A 16,727-nucleotide genomic window follows, 5' to 3' on the forward strand; every position below is an offset into this window, starting at 1 on the left:
GTGGCGGGGCGGTCATTGCTACTTGAATCGAAGTTTGTCAATATAGAGGCGTGGCAATTCATGAGGCTCAGTTACTGCTGTTCGACTCCGTAAAGACGAAGCCTGCGTGCGCGGCAGCGGGAGGGCGCCGCAGCGTCGGCCACCACAACGCGGCGGTCGCCGAGTGAGCGCCACTGCCACGGGCGTCGCGCGCGTAGCCCCTGCCCAAATGTCGGTCCTCGACAGGTGGCTGGCCGTGTGGATCGGCCTGGCGATGCTCGCCGGACTCCTGCTCGGCCGATTCGTCCCTGGGCTTTCTGAACTCCTCACCACCCTCGAAGTCGGTGGGATCTCAGTGCCCATCGCCCTGGGGCTCCTCGTGATGATGTACCCGGTGCTTGCAAAGGTGCGCTTCGACCGCGTCGCCGCCGTCACCGGCGACAGGAAACTCCTCGTCTCGTCGCTCGTGCTCAACTGGGTGGTTGGGCCGGCGCTCATGTTTGCGCTCGCCTGGATCTTCCTGGCAGATCTTCCGGAGTACCGCACCGGGGTGATAATCGTTGGCCTCGCCAGGTGCATCGCGATGGTCGTGATCTGGAGCGATCTCGCGTGCGCTGACGGCGACGCGACCGCCGTGCTCATCGCCGTGAACTCGGTGTTTCAGGTCGTGATGTTCTCGGTGCTCGGCTGGTTCTATCTCACGGTGTTGCCGGGCTGGCTCGGCCTTGACACCGACGGGCTCGACGTCTCTGTCTGGCAGATCGCACTCAACGTGATCGTGTTCCTCGGGGTCCCGCTGCTCGCTGGTTTCGCCTCGCGGTGGATCGGGGAGAAGCGCTGCGGCCGAGCTTGGTACGAAGAGCGGTTTCTTCCGCGGATCGGACCGTGGGCGCTCTACGGTCTGCTCTCTACGATCGTGCTGCTGTTTGCATTCCAGGGCGAGGCAATTACATCGAGGCCGCTCGACGTCGCACGGATCGCGGTACCGCTGCTCGCGTACTTCGCAATCATGTGGTTCGTGGGCATGTTCGTCGGGAAGAGCATTGGGCTCGGGTATGCCCGCACTAGCTCGCTCGCTTTCACTGCCGCAGGAAACAACTTTGAGCTTGCAATCGCTGTTGCGATTGGCACGTTCGGGGTGAGTTCGGGGCAGGCGCTCGCCGGTGTGGTGGGGCCGCTCATTGAGGTTCCGGTGCTTGTGGGTCTCGTCTATGTCTCGCTCAGGCTCGCGAGAAGCTGGTTTAACGTCGATCCGTACGCGGTTGAATCGAGCAAGAAATGACCGAGCCTGCCGCGCAGGTCGCCGCCGGGCCGCGCGTTGCCGTGCCGCGCGTTGCCGCGCCGCTCGCCGCCGTGCCGCGAGACTCCGAACCGTGCACGCCGAGCGCGGCGCACGCAATCGGCGCTGAGGCCGCGACGGCCGTGGCCGGCGTGCTCAAGGCGCTCGCCGAGCCGCTCCGGCTGCGGATGCTGTCGGCCATCGCCGCAGACCCGCGCGGGGAGTCGTGCGTCTGCGATCTCGCCGCCCTCGCGGATGTCGCGCAGCCGACGGTCTCGCACCATCTCAGGGTGATGAAGGAGGCGGGAGTTCTCGAGTCCGAGCGCCGGGGAACCTGGGTCTGGTATCGCCTCGTCCCCGAACGGCGGCGGGCGGTCACGGCGCTGCTCGAGTTGTTCGCGCCAGCGGCGCTCTCGGGAGCGGCGGCGTGCGATGCCGAGCGGCGTGAAGCGCTCGTTTTCATGGATCCGCGCGTGACGCGGCTTGCTGACGATCTCGCGAACGAGTTCACCTGGATCGACCGCGAGCGAGTGATGTCGACCGTTCGTGAGTCCTTCACCGCACTCGTCCGCAGCGCACAACCGACTGCGCACCTGGTGCCGCTCACTGAGCGTTTCGCGCGGCAGCGTCTCGCAGATATGTCGCGCGATCGCGCGTCCGCCGTGCCGCAGGTGCTGTTTGTCTGCGCCGCCAACGCGGGTCGTTCCCAGCTCGCCGCGGCGCTCCTCACCGAGATCTCAGGTGGGCGGGTGATCGCCCGGTCGGCAGGGTCTGCGCCCGCGGGGGAGGTGCAGCCCGCGGTTCGCACCTTGCTCGCGGAGATGGGGGCCGCGGCGGAAGCAGCTGCCGCGTTCCCCAAGCCTCTCACCGATGACGCGGTGCGAGCCGCGGACGTTGTCGTCACGATGGGGTGCGGAGATGTCTGTCCGATCCTCCCGGGAGTGCGCTACGAGGACTGGCCGGTGGGCGATCCCGCCCTCGCCTCCGAGGCCGGCGTCGCGGCGATCCGTGACGACATTGCTGCGCGGGTGCGCGTGCTGTTCGAATCTCTCACGCAGTAAGAAGGAATCTGGATCATGACTCGACACACTCCGACCGTGCTGTTCGTCTGCGTGCATAACGCCGGTCGTTCGCAAATGGCGGCGGGCTACCTCAGACACCTCGCTGGTGACCGCATTGAGGTGCGTTCGGCTGGCTCGATACCGGCGGAACGCATCAACCCCACCGCGGTCGCTGCGATGCGCGAGGAAGGCATCGACATCACTTCCGAGGTGCCGAAGGTGCTCACTGCCGACGCCGTGCAAGCATCGGATGTGGTGATCACGATGGGGTGCGGCGACGCGTGCCCGTTCTTCCCAGGCACTCGCTACGAGGACTGGCAGCTCGAAGATCCTGCGGGCCAGGATCTGGCCGCCGTACGCCTGATTCGCGACGAGATCAAGGGTCGCATCGTGCAGCTGGTAGCGGAGCTCGGGTGAGCGATGCCGGGATGCTGGATCCTCGGCTGCGCCGTGTCTGGCGCTCGGCTGATCCTGGCCTGATCCTCAGTTGATCCCCCGGGCGGCAAGATCGCGCCGCAGCAACGGCAACGAGAGGCCGTCACGGTGAAGGCCCAGCCTGCGCGACGTGTTTCCGTGTCGCAGGCTGGGCCTTCGCCTGTCCTGTGCCCCCTGCTGGACTCGAACCAGCGACCGACAGATTAGAAGGCTGTTGCTCTATCCGCTGAGCTAAGGAGGCGAACATATCGAGGGTACTACGGTTGAGCGTCCTCGCGTGGCACCTGTTACTGTGGTGCGGCGATCCCTCAACTGCGGAGAGCTCCGACGCGCCGCTTCCCAGCGGCTGCACAATGGTAAACGAGGTAGCGCAACACTGTGAAGCGACGCGAACCCAGGCCCGGCCAGGTGCTGCTCCGGCCGAGTATCCCAACGGGCGGGCGGGCGATTCTGCCCGGCGCGCGCAAGCCGTCGGTGATGCTCCTGAGCCTCTCTATCGTCCCCGCCATTGCCTTCACCATCGCGGTGGTCGACGATCGTCTCGGGTTCCGGCTGTTCATGGCAAGTCTCGGCGTCATGATGCTCGTGCTGATCCTTGCGCTGTTCTCTCGCGTGCGTGGCCTGCGGCCCGGCGTGATCCGAGTTGCCGCGGCGGGCGGGCTTCGGTTTGTGCCCCCGCGTGCGCACCGAGCGGGGCTGGTCGCAGTGCCGCTCGCGATGCTGCTGCCGCTGCTCTCATGGCTCATGGTGCGCATGTTGGATTTGCCAACCCAGCCGAGCTCGTCGCGGCTCATGGCTGCGCTCCCTGCCGTGTTGGTGGCGGTGTCGCTGGGCTCGCTCTTTGTCGTCGCGCGGTCGATGAGGATCCCGCTTGGCCTGAGCGTCGGGCCGAACGGCCTCGCGGGGATTCGCGGAGGGGCGCGTGTCGACATCGCGTGGAGCGACCTTGCGCGCGCCGTGCTGGTCGGCGTAAGCGGGCCCAGGTTTGTGCTGGAGACGCGCGCGGGGCCCGCAGTTGAGGTCGACGCGCACCACCTGGGATCCGATCCGGCGATCGTGGTTGCGGTGCTCGAGTTCTATCGACTGAACCCTGCAAGGCGCGACGAGCTCGAGGACGGTCTTGTTGCCATCACGGCTGTCGAGGAGTCCAGCAAGCTTTCCGGAGAATAAGTCTGAGAAGACCTGCGCGCTGGCAACTCCTGGCGCGCGGCGATGTTGGCATCCGAATACCAAAACACCGCCTCCCAGCTCCGCCGTTTCTTGCAGCCGCCCTGAGTTATGCTGACTGGCACAAGCAGGCAGCACCTGCCGCCGGGCACCGCGCGGAAGCACGACCGAAACACCACTGCGCGTGCCCAAGCACAGCACCCAAGCAAAAAACCAAAGCAAGGAATTCAGTGGTCGATTCGAACCTCATCACAGTCGTCGAGCTGCGTCATGCCGGTGAAGGCACGCGCATTCTCACCCCGACCGGACTCCTGCCGTATATCGAATGGGTTGACTGGACCGGCGACACGGCCGAGGGCCTGACTGTTGAGGTTGAACTCCACGACGAAACCTCGCTCGCCGGCGACGGCCTCACGCTTGTTTCGACTGTCTGGCATGAGGACGCTGACCGCGTGACGGAGTGCGATCTCGCCGAGTCGCTCCCGATTACCGCCCTCACGCGGAGCGCGTCAGAGTAGGGCCGGACCGCTCCGAGCAGGCCTACTCGAAGCGGTTGACGAGCGCGAGCGCTGCGCGCTCGATGTAGTCGCGGAACGCGGCGTCGTGCATCGGCGGCAGCTCGACCTCGTCGAGGGCGGCGTGCATGTGCTTCAGCCAGCGCTCTTTCGCATCGGGCGTCACCGGGAACGCGTTGTGGCGCATGCGCAGCCGGGGATGCCCGCGCTCTTCCTGGTAGGCCGACGGGCCGCCCCAGTACTGCTCGAGGAACGCCCGGATGCGCCAGGTCGCGCCCTCCCAGTCGTCCTGCGGGTACATGGGTGCGAGCACCTCGTCCTCGCGCACGCCCCGGTAGAACGCGACTGCGATCTTCTCAAACGTCTCGGTGCCGCCGACCTGCGACCACACGGTATCGGTCACTGCGTGACCGGCCTCGCCGCTGCGAAGCGTGAGGCGCGGTGCCGGTGCGCTGCTGCCGGGCTGGTCTGGTCGCTGATCGTCGCTCATACTTCTCCCTTGGGCAGGCGGGGGAGCTCGTCGGAGAGGCGGATGCCTTCCTCGGTGAACCGCTTGCGCAGCTCGGCTCGAATGCCCCGCTGCACCTCCCATTGTGCCTCGGGCCGTGTGCGAATAGCGAGTCGGAGCGTTGCGCGGTCACCGAACACGCTCTCGAGACCGAGCAGCTCCGGTTCCCCGGTGACCTTTCGGGCGAGGTTGTCGGTGGTGAGTAGGCTCCTGGCCGCGTCGAGTGCGATCTCGGAAACGTGGGTGAGATCCTGATTCGCGTCGACCGTGAAGTCGACGAGCGCGCGGCCCCAGCCCTGCGACGAGTTGCCGAGGGTGAGGATCTCGCCGTTGCGAATAAACCACAGCGTGCCGTCGAGCGCGCGCACCTGGGTGACGCGGATTCCGACGTTCTCGACGGTGCCGGTGATCTGATCCACCGTCACGAGGTCGCCGACGCCGAGTTGATCCTCGAACACCATGAAGATGCCGTTCAAGACATCCTTCACTATGTTCTGCGCACCGAACGCGAGGCCCGCGGCGACAATACCGGCGGAGGTAAGCACCGCGCCGAGATTCACCTCGAGGATGCTGAGGATCAGGAAGATCGCGACCACCGCGACCGTCCACGTCACGATCGCGCGACCCACCGAACCGAGGGTGCGGGTGCGCTGCACGGCGCGCGCGTGAATGTACGGTGCCGCACGCATCTCGCTCGTCGTATCGACGTTCTGCGAGCGTTTCACACCCCGGACGATCTGGGTGACCGTCCGATTAAGCAGCTTGAGCAGCAGCCAGTTCGCGACAATCGCCGCGACGATGATGCCGACGATCCACAGCGGTTTTTCCCACGCCAGGAGGAAGTCAACGAAGGCCGAACTGACGGCCTCCGTGACCTCCTCCGTGGTGGTACCCAGGTGAAACATTAGACGCTCGCGTCAGCCGCCTGCGCCACGAGGGCGCGCTCGACACCGGCGAGGTGCTCGACGATCATGCGACGCAGCGCCGCGGGTGCGTCAGCGTTCGCGTCGAGCCACGCAGCGGTTGCTGCGCGGAGCTCCTCGTTCGCGAGCGGCGACGCGTAGAAGCCGTCGATGAGCTCCTCTGCGATCGCGTAGCTGCGTGACTCCCAGACCGGCATGAGTTCAGCGAAGAAGCGATCCACGTAGGGCACGAGCAGCGAGCGATCCTGCGCGCGGAGAAACCCGAGCCCGGTCGCACGCACGATCGCGTTCGGCTTGCTGGCGTCGTCCCAGACCGAGGCCCAGGCTGCCGCCTTGTCATCGGCGGTCGGAAGCGCGGCGCGTGCGTGCGCTGCCGACTGGTTGCCGTTTGCGGTGCGATCGTTCTCGAGCGCGGCGTCGATCTCGGCACCTGTCGCGCGGCCACCCGCGGCGAGCGAGGTGAGGAGCTCCCAGCGGAGGTCGGTGTCGATCGCGAGCCCGGTGAGCTGCATGCGCTCCTCGAGCAGCGCGGCCACCTGGTCAAGCTGCGTGTCGGTGCCGGCGAGGCCAGCGAACGCCTTCACGAACTGGAACTGGTTGTCCGACCCCGCCTCAGCTGCGACTGCGAGCTCCCAGAGCGCGTCGGCAGCCTTCTCGAGCGTCGCCTCGCGCTTCGCGGGTGCGACGTAGCTTGACGCCGAGAGCATGACCTGCTGGATCACGGTGCGCAGCACGGTCGAGTTCGTCTCGCCGGCCACGTGCGCGAGCACGATGTCGACGAAGCGGCTCGCCGGGAACTCGCCGTCGCGGGTCGCATCCCAGAGCGATCCCCAGACGAGCGAGCGGGCGAGCGAATCCTCGATCGAGCCGAGCTTCTCGCTCACGGTTGCGAGCGAGCGCTCGTCGAAGCGGATCTTTGCGTACGTGAGATCCTCATCGTTGAGAATGAGCAGCGCGGGCTGCTGCACACCAACGAGCTCAGCGACCTCGGTCGAAGCGCCGTCAACGTCGAGCTCGAGGCGCTGCGTGCGCACGAGCCCACCGTCCTGCTCTTCGTACAGGCCGACCGCGATGCGGTGCGGGCGGATCGTCGGGTACTCGGCGATTGCGGTCTGCTGGATGGCGAACGACGCGTAGTTGCCAGCCTCGTCGAGCGTGAACTCGGGCCGGAGCGTGTTGACGCCCGCGGTCTCGAGCCACTTCTTCGTCCAGTCGCTCAGGTCGCGGCCGCTGCGCGCCTCAAGCTCGACCATGAGGTCCGGCAGCTCGGTGTTCGTGTACTCGTGCTTCGTGAAGTAATCGTGCACGCCGGCCATGAAGGGCTCGCGGCCCACCCAGGCGACGAGCTGCTTGAGCACTGACGCGCCCTTCGCGTACGTGATGCCGTCGAAGTTGACGAGCACGTCTTCGAGGTCGCGGATCTCTGCGACGATCGGGTGCGTCGACGGGAGCTGATCCTGCCGGTACGCCCACGACTTCTCGCTGCCGACGAAGGTCGTCCAGCTGCCGGTCCACTCGGTCGCCTCGGCGGTTGCGAGTACCGACATGTACTCGGCGAACGACTCGTTGAGCCACAGATCGTTCCACCAGCGCATCGTGACGAGGTCACCGAACCACATGTGCGCGAGCTCGTGCAGGATCGTGACGACGCGGCGCTCGCGCATCGCGTCGGTGACCTGGCTGCGGAAGACGTAGGCCTCGGTGAAGGTGACCGCGCCGATGTTCTCCATCGCGCCCATGTTGTACTCGGGGACGAAGAGCTGGTCGTACTTGTCGAAGGGGTACGGGTAGTTGAACTCGGACTCGAAGAAGGCGAAGCCCTCGCGGGTCTTGTCAAAGATGTAGTCGGCGTCGAGGTGCGGCGCGAGCGACTCGCGGCAGAAGACGCCGAGGGGGATCACGCGGCCGTCGGTGCTGGTGAGCTCGCTGCGGACCTCATGGTAGGGACCGGCGATGAGGGCGGTGATGTAGCTCGACATGATCGGCGTCTTGCCGAAGGTCCACGTTGCGATGTCCTGCTCGACCCAGTCGGGTCCCTGGGCTGCGGTCTTCGTGCCGGCCGGGGTGGGCTCGGGGGTGGGCTGGTTCGAGATGACCTTCCAGCGCGCGGGGGCGGTGATTGTGAACTGGAACGTCGCCTTGAGGTCGGGCTGTTCGAACACGGGGAACATGCGGCGCGAGTCGGGCACCTCGAACTGCGAGTAGAGGTAGACCTCGCCGTCGGCGGGATCCTCGAAGCGGTGCAGGCCCTCGCCCGTGTTCATGTAGCGCATCGTCGAGCGGATACGGAGGGTGTTTTCTGCGGCGAGGCCGGGGATCTGGATCCGTGAGTCCGCGAACAGCTCAGCCGGGTTCAGTGCGGCACCGTTGAGCTCGATCGACTCGACCGAGTCGGCAATGACGTCGATGAATGTCGAGGCGCCGGCGGTGGCGTCGAAGCGGACGGTCGTGTCGGCGGCAAAGGTCTCCGGGCCTGTGGTGAGATCCAAAGCGATCTCATAGCTGTGGCTCGTGACGATGCTTGCCCGCTCCTGGGCTTCGACGCGGGTGAGGTTAGTTCCTGGCACGGTACTCCTTGTGAGAGGTGGCAACAATCGGTAATGGGATAAGCCTATGCCCGCAGACTGTCTACGTGCTGACGAAATCGGCCAGGGCGAATAGGGTGAGGATATGACTCGCGCACTCGGATCCTCTGACCTCCTCGTTTCCGCTACCGGTCTCGGCTGCAACAATTTCGGCCGGCCGGGCTCCGCCACCGAGCACCAGGCGGGCACCGACGCCGTGATCCACGCCGCGATCGACGCCGGCATCACCCTCTTCGACACCGCAGACCTCTACGGCTACTCTTTCGGGCGCAGCGAAGAAATGATGGGGGAGGCGCTCTCCGGTCGCCGCGACGAGATCGTGCTCGCCACCAAGTTCGGCTACCCCGATTCGGGCGCGCCCTACGAGGGGGCTCGCGGTTCGCGCGAGTTCATTCGGGCCTCGATCGAGGGGTCGCTCACCCGCCTGAAGACCGACCATGTGGATCTCTACCAGATGCACATGCCCGACGAGACGACGCCGATCGCCGAGACACTCAGCGCCCTCGACGAACTCGTGCGCGAGGGGAAGGTGCGCGCGATCGGGCACTCGAACTTCTCGGCCGAGCAGATGCACGAGGCCGCCCGCGTCGCCGCAGAGCTCGGCGTCACACCGTTCGTGAGCGCGCAGAACGAGCTCAGCCTCATCAACCGCGAGAGCGACGTCTCGGTCACGCCCGCCGCGCGCGAGCTCGGCCTCGGCCTGCTGCCATTCTTCCCGCTCGCCAACGGCCTGCTCACCGGCAAGTTCACGCGCGACCACTTCCCGGCCGACTCCCGCATCATGCGGCAGCGCGCGCACGTCGCCGAGGGCGCGAACTGGGACGCGCTCGACGCCTACCGTGCGCTCTGCGAGGAGTGGGGCGTCACGATGCTCGAGGCGACCTTCGGCTGGATGCTCACACACGAGCCCATCTCGAGCGTGATCGCCGGGGCGACGACCCCGGAGCAGGTGCGGCAGAACGCTGCCGCCGGTGCGGCGTTCGTGCCGACCCCCGAGCAGCGCGCCAAGATCGACGCCCTGTTCCCGGTGCCCGCCGACTCCTGATCCACCCGCCCCGCCGCTCTTCGCGTGTGCTGGTGCAGGGCTCGGCGACCAGGGGCGCTCAAGAGCACTCAGGGCACTTAGGGGCGCTCAAGAGCCATGGCCTCAGCGAGGTCATGGCTCTTTTACGGTTCCCCGCTCCTGACTTCGCTGAGGACATGGCTTCTGAGCGCTATTGAGAGCGTGCCTTCTTCGCCGCTCGGAGTAACCGGGCGGCGCCAGTTGCGAGCCTGCCGCGGGCGCTTTGCGCCCACGCCAACGTATGGCAGAAGGGCGCGGGCCGTGTGCATTTCGCAGCTTCCACGGTTGGCTCGTCGGGCCCGAGTGCTTGGGCCTTCCAGTGACTGCGGCAAGGCCGCGCCCAGCACGGGTGCTCGCCGTCTCCGATAGCCCACTACGCACTCTGCGGCGAAGAGCCCGGCCAGACCATCCTCACCGCCCCGAGTTATTCAATCTGAGGGCTATTCGGTGTGCGCAAGGCTCATGCTCGCGCAAACGGGGCAGTAAGGAATGCGTGGGTGGCGCGGTACCAAAGGCGCGGCACCGAAGGCGCGGTGCCAGAGCGGCGGCGCCAAACGGAGTGCTGCCGAGGCCCGCCCGCACGCAGCGCGCTACTGCGGAGCCTGGCGCTCGGCTAGCTGCTCGCGGAACGCGGCCATTCGCCGCGTCTGCACGCGCCGACCGATCCGCTTGGACAGGAACTCGACGAGCAGGCCGATCGCGAACGCGGTGACGAGCCCGAGCAGCAACGCGAGGATCGGGTGGCTGCCGAAGATGTTCCCGAAGATCGCGCCGATCGCGATCGAGTAGGCCGCCCAGAACACGGCAGCGAAGCCGGCGGCGATGCTGAACTTCCATGCCGGGTAGCGGGTGGTGCCGGCGGCCAGATTCACCGCGGTGCGACCGACGGGAATGAATCGCCCCGTCATGATGAGGATCGGACCGCTGCGCCGGATCGCGCGCCGCGCCCACCCGAGCGTCCGCTGCGCGCGTGTACCGCGCAGCCACGCCGGGTTGCGTTGCCCGAGCCGGCGACCGATCCAGTAGACCATCTGATCCCCGGCGAACGCGCCGACCGCCGCGATCGCGCCGAGCAGCCAGAGGGTGTTCGGGTGGTCGGCGACCACCACGGTCGCGATCGCGATGATCACCGATTCCGAGGGCACCGGCGGGAAGATCGCATCAATGATGCACAGCGCGAGCACGATGAGGAGCACCCACGGCGACTCCACCGTCGCGAGCGCAAACGTCTCGATGGCGTTTGTGACCCATTCCCACGCGCTCAAACAGTTCCCTCCGAAGCCGATTTGCTCTGTCACCAAACAGCCTAGAATCAGGACATGGGAAACACGCCGAACGTTGAATTCTATTTCGATCCGATCTGCCCGTGGTGCTGGATGACCAGCCGCTGGGCGCAGGAAGTCTCAGAGGCCCGCGGCTTCGAAATCGTGTGGCATCCGATCAGCCTGAAGGTGATCAACGAAGGCAACACCGACGAGGAGTACGTGCAGCACCTCGAGGCCGGGCACCGCTTCGGTCGCGTCGTTGAGGCAGCGCGCGTTGCGGCGGGCGGGGGATCGGCGGGCGACGCCGTCGTCGGCAAGCTCTACGCCGAGATTGGCGCGCGCGTGCACCCGGGGGAGCGCGACGACATTGATGCGATCCTCACAGAGGCGCTCGAAGCTGTCGGACTCGACTCGGCGCTCGCAGCAACGGCAGACACGGAGGCCAGCGACGAGCAACTCACCGCGAACACGAAGCACGCGCTCGACATCGCAGGCCCCGACGTCGGCGTTCCGATCATCTCGATCAACGGCGTCGCGTTCTTCGGACCCGTCGTGACCCCCGCGCCGACTGGCGAGATGGCGCTGCGGCTCTGGGACGGCATCGCGGCGGCAGCCAGCGTGCCCGGCTTCTACGAGCTCAAGCGCGGCCGCACCGTCGGCCCGCAGTTTGGCTAGGCTTAGCCTCATGCGTATTCACGTCGCCACCGACCATGCCGGCCTCGAGTTCAGTCAGCAGCTGCAGCAGCACCTGCGCGATCGCGGATTCGAGGTGATCGACCACGGGCCTGCCGAATATGACGCGCTCGATGATTACCCCTCGTTCTGCATCAACGCAGCCCTCGGGGTCGCGCGCGACGAGCGTGACGGCGTCGAAGCGCTCGGCGTAGTGTTCGGTGGATCGGGCAACGGCGAGCAGATGGCCGCGAACAAGGTGCAGGGAATCCGCGCCGCACTCGTCTGGAACGAGTCGACCGCGACCCTTGCCCGCGAGCACAACAACGCGAACGTCATCTCGATCGGGGCACGCCAGCACGATGTCGCTGATGCCGTGAAGTTCATCGATCTGTTCATCGACACTCCGTTCCCGGGCGACGAGCGCCACGTGCGTCGCATCGCCCAGCTCGGCGAGTACGAACAGACCGGCAAGATCGCCGGCAAGCAGGTCGACGCACTGTAAATGCCTGAGGGTCATTCCGTTCACCGCATCGCGCGGCAGTTCGCAGCGAACTTTGTGGGCACGGCACCGGAGGTGTCGAGCCCACAGGGTCGCTTCGTCGAGGGCGCTGCCGAGATCGACGGCCGCAAGATGCTCGATGCTCGCGCGGTTGGCAAGCAGATGTTCCTCGAGTTCGAGGGGGATCGGTGGCTGCGGATCCACCTCGGCATTTACGGCGCGTGGGATTTTTCGGGCGAGGTGCGGATCGACCCGTCGATCCAGATCCACGGCCAGACCCCCGGGCACTCGAAGCTCGGCCAGACTGGCGAACACGTGGGTAGCGGGACCAAAGGCAGCGATGCTGCAGCCGCACACGACGCGCCCGTTGACAGCCTTGGCGAGGACTCGATCACCTCGATCGGCGCCCCGCGGCGCACGCGAGTGCGTATGGCTGAGTCGGACAAGGAAGGCGACCTCCTCGAATCGTTCCCGCCCGAGCCGGTGGGTGCGGTGCGCGTGCGGCTGCTCAACGAGACGGTCTGCGCGGATCTGCGCGGCCCGACCGCGTGTGAGGTGCTCACGCCGGCCGAGGTGAACCGGGTGATCCAGCGTCTGGGGCCCGACCCGGCGAACGCGGACAACGCCGTCGAGCGCGAGCGCTTCGTCGAGCGCGCCGGGAAGAAGAAATCGGCAATCGGCCTCGTGCTCATGGACCAGTCCGTCGTTGCCGGCATCGGCAACGTCTACCGGGCCGAGATGCTGTTCCGCGCGGAACTCGACCCGCACACCCCCGCGAACACGCTCGATCGCACTGTGCTCGAGGAGCTGTGGGACGACTGGGCGCACCTGCTCGAGATCGGCATTACGGTCGGGCAGATGATCACGATCGACGGGCTCGTCGGTGCGGCGTACCAGAAGGCGCTCGTCGACCGCGACGAGCGGCACTGGGTCTACAAGCTCGAGGGCACGCCCTGCAAGCGCTGCGGTGTGAACATCAAGCTCGAGGAGATGGGCAACCGCAAGCTGTACTGGTGCCCGGGCTGCCAGACGTAGGGCACGCTTTCCGCACTCCTGCACCGGCGGGCTGCTGGCCTACCCGACCGAAGCGAGCGCGAACGGGAGCACCGCGGGAGCGCCCGCGAGCTTGAGCGTGCGCGACGCGACCGTGAATGACCAGCGGCTGTCGACGAGGTCGTCGACGAGGAGCAGCGGGCCCGGGGCGCGGGAAACCGTGGCGGCAAGCTCGGGGGAGACGCTCCACCTGTCCCACACCGAGGCGAGCCTGAACGCGCTGTTGCCACCCGGCCCAGCCGCAGGCCGCGCTTGGTCGAAGTCGAGCGTGCCGAGCAGCGGAAGCTTGCCGCGTTCTGCGATGAGCGCCGCGGTGCTGGCGATGAGCCTGGGTCTACTCAGCGAGGGCATCGCGACCACTCCGACCGGGCGTTCCTCCCACGGCCAGTCGCGCAGCGTCGCGAGGATGGCGGGCACGAGTGCCGCCGGGAGATCCTGATCCGGCGCACCCGCGGCGAACAGCTCGCGGAGCGTGCCGCCCCAGCCGAGGTCGGTCAAGCGGGCAATCACGCGCCCGGTCTCGGCGCGCTCGGTGACCGCGATCCGGCCCTTCACGGGAACGCCGCGCCTGTCGGCGCCTGTCGGCCACTGCCCGCGCGGCTCGATGGGCACGCCCGACGAATCGAGCCGGCTCGATGCTTGCGCGGCCGCAGCGCCGGTGACCTCGGTTGGATACCAGGGCCCAGCACACACGTCGCAGCGGCCGCACGGCGTGGCCGTGGGATCGTCGAGCTCCTGCTGCAGCAGCTCCATGCGGCAGCACGCGCCGAGCTCGTAGGCGATCATTGCTGCCTGCTCCGCCTCGCGGGCTGCTGCGATCCGCTCATAGCGCTCGGTGTCGTACTGCCACGGCGCGCCCGCGGCGACCCAGCCGCCGGAGACGCGGCTCACGGCCCCGTCGACATCGAGCACCTTCAAGAGGAGCTCGAGCTGCGTGCGGCGCAGATCCACCCGCGCCTCGAGCGCTGGCGTGGAGAGCGGCGCGGAGTCGGGGGAGCCGAGCGCCTCGAGCACGGCGGCAGCCCGCTCGGGATCGGGCATCGACGCGGTGGCGAAGTAGCGCCAGATTGCGGCGTCCTCGGCACCCGGCAGGAGCAGCACGTCGGCGTTCGCGCTGCCGCGCCCGGCGCGTCCGACCTGCTGGTAGTACGCGACGGGGGAGGACGGTGCTCCGAGGTGCACGACAAAGCCGAGGTCAGGCTTGTCGAAGCCCATGCCGAGCGCGCTGGTCGCGATGAGCGCCTTCACCTCGTTGTGTTTCAGCGCGTTTTCGAGGCGCTCCCGCTCCTCGGTGTCGGTGCGGCCCGTGTATGCGGCCGCGTTTACTCCGGCGTCGCGCAGCAGGAGTGCTGTGTCCTCGGCTGCCGACACCGTGAGCGTATAGACGATGCCGCTGCCAGGGAGATCCTTGAGATGCTCGACGAGCCACGCGAGCCTGGCCTGCGCCGATGGCAGGGTGAGGCTGCCGAGCCGCAGCGAGTCGCGTGCGAGTGAGCCGCGAAGCGTGAGCACGTCGTTGCCGAGCTGCTCTTCGACATCGGCAACCACACGGGCGTTTGCCGTGGCGGTGGTCGCGAGCACGGGAACCTCACGCTCGAGCCCGGCAAGCAGCGCGGCGATGCGGCGGTAGTCGGGCCGGAAATCGTGGCCCCAATCAGAGATACAGTGCGCCTCGTCGATGACGAGCAGACCCATGCGCGCGAGGATCCCCGGCAGCTGCTGCTCGCGGAACCTCGGGTTGTTGAGCCGCTCGGGGGACACGAGCAGCACGTCGACCTCGTCGCGGGCAAGCCGCCCCTCGATCTCGTTCCATTCCTCGGCGGTGGCCGAGTTGATGGCCGCGGCGCGCACCCCTGCGCGCTCGGCGGCAGCCACCTGGTCGCGCATGAGCGCGAGCAGCGGCGACACGAGCAGGGTGGGGCCTGCGCCCCGTGCCCGCAGCAGTGCGGTCGCGACGAAGTACACCGCGGACTTGCCCCAGCCGGTCCGCTGCACGACCAGTGCCCGCCGGCCCTCATCAACGAGCGCGCTGATCGCCTCGAACTGCCCCGGGTGGAACTCGGCTGTCGGCGCGCCCGTGAGCTGCCGCAGCACCGCGAGTGACCGCTCGTATGTGGAGTGGGCCGCGGTGGGGTGCGGTGGGGCGAGGTGGTCAGGCGCGGGGTGCGAGTGCGTGTCCATACTGTCGATCATCGCAGAGACCCCCGACGCTGGGGCATGGCTGGTGTGGCGCGGTGCTGCGCTGTGTCGTGCTCTGTGTGGCGCTGTTTGGTCTCTGGGCGACTCGAGCTGTGGACGCCCTCTCCCTGGGAATGTGATGGCCGCAGCGAGCAGGGGGCATCGCCGCGCTCCATTGGAGCGGAGGAAACCGCTCGGAGCTACCGGGCGCCGCCAGCTGAGTAGCGAGCGCGGGAGCCCCAACGCAGTCAGGCCACAGCCACTCCGCGTCAACACGCCCTCATGGTGACGATTGTGCTGGCGGCTGCCGCGGGCGCTTCGCGTCCTTGCCATGCAGGGCAGATTGGCGCGGGCCGTATGCCTATCGCAACTCCCCAGGTGAGTTCGTCGCTTCAGGTGGTTTTGGCCTTTCAGCGAGTGGGGGAAGTGCCGCACTCGTAGCGACTCCCCGTTGATGTCCTGCACCTTCAACTGTGAAGAGCCGCTTCGCGGTGTAGTGGGGAGGCGGCCCGTGTCAGCCGCGGCACCTCTCAGCGTGCGCGGGGCCCGCGCAAGCACCCCCTTCCTGCAAGAGCACCCCCTTTCTGCGCGTAGAAAGGGGGTGCTTGTGCAGGAAGGGGGTGCTCTTGTGACCGGAAATCAGAGGCGGCTAGAGCGCCGCGACGTCGGAGCTGCCCGAGCCGATCCAGAGGAAGTAGAGGTAGCGCAGGTAGGGGCTGGCCAACTCGAGGATGGTTACGGCCCCAACGATGAGAGTGCACAGCGCAAGAAGCCCCCCGATACCTAGGGCCCAGGCCGTCAGCTTCGCCTTCGGCGAGAGCGGCGTCGGGGCCTGAGCGCGAGTCTCATCGATTCCGAGCTGCGTGAGCTCGGCAGGCTCATGAACGGCCTGCGCGGCGGGGTAATCTGCTGCGGTGTGATCGTTCTCCATACCGGCAGCATAACTGTTGGAGGCGCGCGGACAGGGCTACAACGGCGTGTGTACGGCGTGTGCGCGGCGTGTGGCGGGGCGCGTCGGCGGGCCCGAGGGTTTCTGTGGCATAATAGATCCTTGTGCCACGGTGTGAATCTGCCGCGAGGGTTTCGCACGTACCGTGACTGCACACAAATTCTTTTCAATTTTATTCCGCGTTCCGACTTGCGGCGGGCGCAGAGAGAGATCATCATGCAGAAGCTCGACCTAGTCGATGCCCCGTCGCTCAAGAGCGACATTCCCGCGTTCCGCGCAGGTGACACCGTCAAGGTGCACGTGAACATCGTTGAGGGTAGCCGCTCACGTATTCAGGTGTTCCAGGGCGTCGTCATCTCGCGTCACGGCGAGGGCGTTCGCGAGACCTTCACCGTCCGCAAGATCAGCTTCCAGGTGGGTGTGGAGCGTAAGTTCCCCGTACACTCGCCGACGATCGAGCAGATCGAGGTTGTTTCGCGCGGTGACGTTCGCCGTGCAAAGCTCTACTACCTCCGCGGCCTCACCGGCAAGAAGGCGAAGATCAAGGAGAAGCGCGACGCATAATTGCGTTGTTGCAACTAGTTCAGGCCCCC

The 16,727-nt window shown here is 67.0% G+C and carries 16 protein-coding genes and 1 tRNA gene; 10 read left to right on the forward strand and 7 right to left on the reverse strand.

Annotated features, from left to right (window positions below):
- Positions 1–208 precede the first annotated feature (208 nt).
- The 3 genes from arsB to ACI1US_RS01445 are packed head-to-tail and all read left to right on the forward strand — an operon-like array spanning position 209 to position 2,736.
- Positions 209–1,261: an ACR3 family arsenite efflux transporter gene (gene arsB, locus ACI1US_RS01435; protein ID WP_461637636.1), complete on the forward strand. Its 1,053-nt coding sequence runs from the start codon at positions 209–211 to the stop codon at positions 1,259–1,261.
- Positions 1,258–2,319: a metalloregulator ArsR/SmtB family transcription factor gene (locus tag ACI1US_RS01440; RefSeq protein ID WP_461637569.1), complete on the forward strand. Its 1,062-nt coding sequence runs from the start codon at positions 1,258–1,260 to the stop codon at positions 2,317–2,319. The genes arsB and ACI1US_RS01440 overlap by 4 nt, the downstream gene beginning before the upstream one ends.
- A 15-nt stretch (positions 2,320–2,334) precedes the next feature.
- The gene (locus tag ACI1US_RS01445; protein ID WP_461637571.1) at positions 2,335–2,736 is read left to right on the forward strand and encodes an arsenate reductase ArsC; all 402 of its coding nucleotides are present in this window, start codon (positions 2,335–2,337) and stop codon (positions 2,734–2,736) included.
- A 186-nt stretch (positions 2,737–2,922) separates the two neighbouring features.
- Here the strand turns inward: ACI1US_RS01445 and ACI1US_RS01450 are convergent.
- Positions 2,923–2,995: transfer RNA gene (locus tag ACI1US_RS01450), tRNA-Arg, on the reverse strand.
- 137 nt (positions 2,996–3,132) lie between these two features.
- Here ACI1US_RS01450 and ACI1US_RS01455 point away from each other — a divergent pair.
- Together ACI1US_RS01455 and ACI1US_RS01460 are read left to right on the forward strand one after the other, a co-directional pair.
- Positions 3,133–3,924, forward strand: coding sequence for a hypothetical protein (locus tag ACI1US_RS01455; protein WP_461637573.1), 792 nt, complete (start codon positions 3,133–3,135; stop codon positions 3,922–3,924).
- A 227-nt stretch (positions 3,925–4,151) separates the two neighbouring features.
- Positions 4,152–4,439 (forward strand): hypothetical protein, encoded by a 288-nt coding sequence (locus tag ACI1US_RS01460; RefSeq protein ID WP_461637575.1) that lies wholly within the window; start codon positions 4,152–4,154, stop codon positions 4,437–4,439.
- 22 nt (positions 4,440–4,461) lie between these two features.
- Here the strand turns inward: ACI1US_RS01460 and ACI1US_RS01465 are convergent, their stop codons facing one another.
- The 3 genes from ACI1US_RS01465 to pepN are packed head-to-tail and all read right to left on the reverse strand — an operon-like array spanning position 4,462 to position 8,434.
- Positions 4,462–4,926, reverse strand: coding sequence for a globin (locus ACI1US_RS01465; RefSeq protein WP_416549703.1), 465 nt, complete (start codon positions 4,924–4,926; stop codon positions 4,462–4,464).
- Positions 4,923–5,849 carry a mechanosensitive ion channel family protein gene (locus tag ACI1US_RS01470; protein WP_416549702.1) on the reverse strand — a complete coding sequence of 309 codons (927 nt, stop codon included), beginning with the start codon at positions 5,847–5,849 and terminating at the stop codon, positions 4,923–4,925. The genes ACI1US_RS01465 and ACI1US_RS01470 overlap by 4 nt, the downstream gene beginning before the upstream one ends.
- Positions 5,849–8,434 carry an aminopeptidase N gene (gene pepN, locus ACI1US_RS01475; protein WP_416549701.1) on the reverse strand — a complete coding sequence of 862 codons (2,586 nt, stop codon included), beginning with the start codon at positions 8,432–8,434 and terminating at the stop codon, positions 5,849–5,851. Before pepN ends, ACI1US_RS01470 begins: the two co-directional genes overlap by 1 nt.
- Before the next feature lie 103 nt (positions 8,435–8,537).
- Here pepN and ACI1US_RS01480 point away from each other — a divergent pair, with 103 nt between their 5' ends.
- A complete protein-coding gene (locus ACI1US_RS01480) occupies positions 8,538–9,497 on the forward strand; it encodes an aldo/keto reductase (protein ID WP_416549700.1) in 960 nt (319 codons plus the stop codon).
- 608 nt (positions 9,498–10,105) lie between these two features.
- On the opposite strand, the gene ACI1US_RS01485 is transcribed toward ACI1US_RS01480, so the two are convergent.
- Positions 10,106–10,813 (reverse strand): DedA family protein, encoded by a 708-nt coding sequence (locus ACI1US_RS01485; RefSeq protein ID WP_461637578.1) that lies wholly within the window; start codon positions 10,811–10,813, stop codon positions 10,106–10,108.
- A 21-nt stretch (positions 10,814–10,834) separates the two neighbouring features.
- Here ACI1US_RS01485 and ACI1US_RS01490 point away from each other — a divergent pair, with 21 nt between their 5' ends.
- Genes ACI1US_RS01490 through ACI1US_RS01500 form a run of 3 tightly spaced genes read left to right on the forward strand, consistent with a single transcriptional unit; the run spans position 10,835 to position 12,989 of the window.
- Entirely contained in the window at positions 10,835–11,455 is a 621-nt protein-coding gene (locus ACI1US_RS01490) for a mycothiol-dependent nitroreductase Rv2466c family protein (RefSeq protein ID WP_461637580.1), read from the forward strand.
- A gap of 10 nt (positions 11,456–11,465) precedes the next feature.
- The gene (locus tag ACI1US_RS01495) at positions 11,466–11,957 is read left to right on the forward strand and encodes a ribose-5-phosphate isomerase (RefSeq protein ID WP_461637582.1); all 492 of its coding nucleotides are present in this window, start codon (positions 11,466–11,468) and stop codon (positions 11,955–11,957) included.
- A complete protein-coding gene (locus ACI1US_RS01500; RefSeq protein WP_461637584.1) occupies positions 11,958–12,989 on the forward strand; it encodes an Fpg/Nei family DNA glycosylase in 1,032 nt (343 codons plus the stop codon).
- Between the two features lie 39 nt (positions 12,990–13,028).
- Here the strand turns inward: ACI1US_RS01500 and ACI1US_RS01505 are convergent, their stop codons facing one another.
- The gene (locus ACI1US_RS01505) at positions 13,029–15,188 is read right to left on the reverse strand and encodes a RecQ family ATP-dependent DNA helicase (protein ID WP_461637586.1); all 2,160 of its coding nucleotides are present in this window, start codon (positions 15,186–15,188) and stop codon (positions 13,029–13,031) included.
- Positions 15,189–15,834: 646 nt separating this feature from the next.
- A complete protein-coding gene (locus tag ACI1US_RS01510; protein WP_461637588.1) occupies positions 15,835–16,116 on the reverse strand; it encodes a hypothetical protein in 282 nt (93 codons plus the stop codon).
- A 234-nt stretch (positions 16,117–16,350) separates the two neighbouring features.
- Between ACI1US_RS01510 and rplS the strand changes: the two genes are divergently transcribed.
- Positions 16,351–16,698, forward strand: a complete 348-nt coding sequence (rplS, locus tag ACI1US_RS01515; RefSeq protein ID WP_416549699.1) for a 50S ribosomal protein L19 — start codon at positions 16,351–16,353, stop codon at positions 16,696–16,698.
- Positions 16,699–16,727 lie beyond the last annotated feature (29 nt).

The organism is Leucobacter sp. BZR 635, assembly GCF_048061935.2.
Classification (GTDB): Bacteria; Actinomycetota; Actinomycetes; order Actinomycetales; family Microbacteriaceae; genus Leucobacter.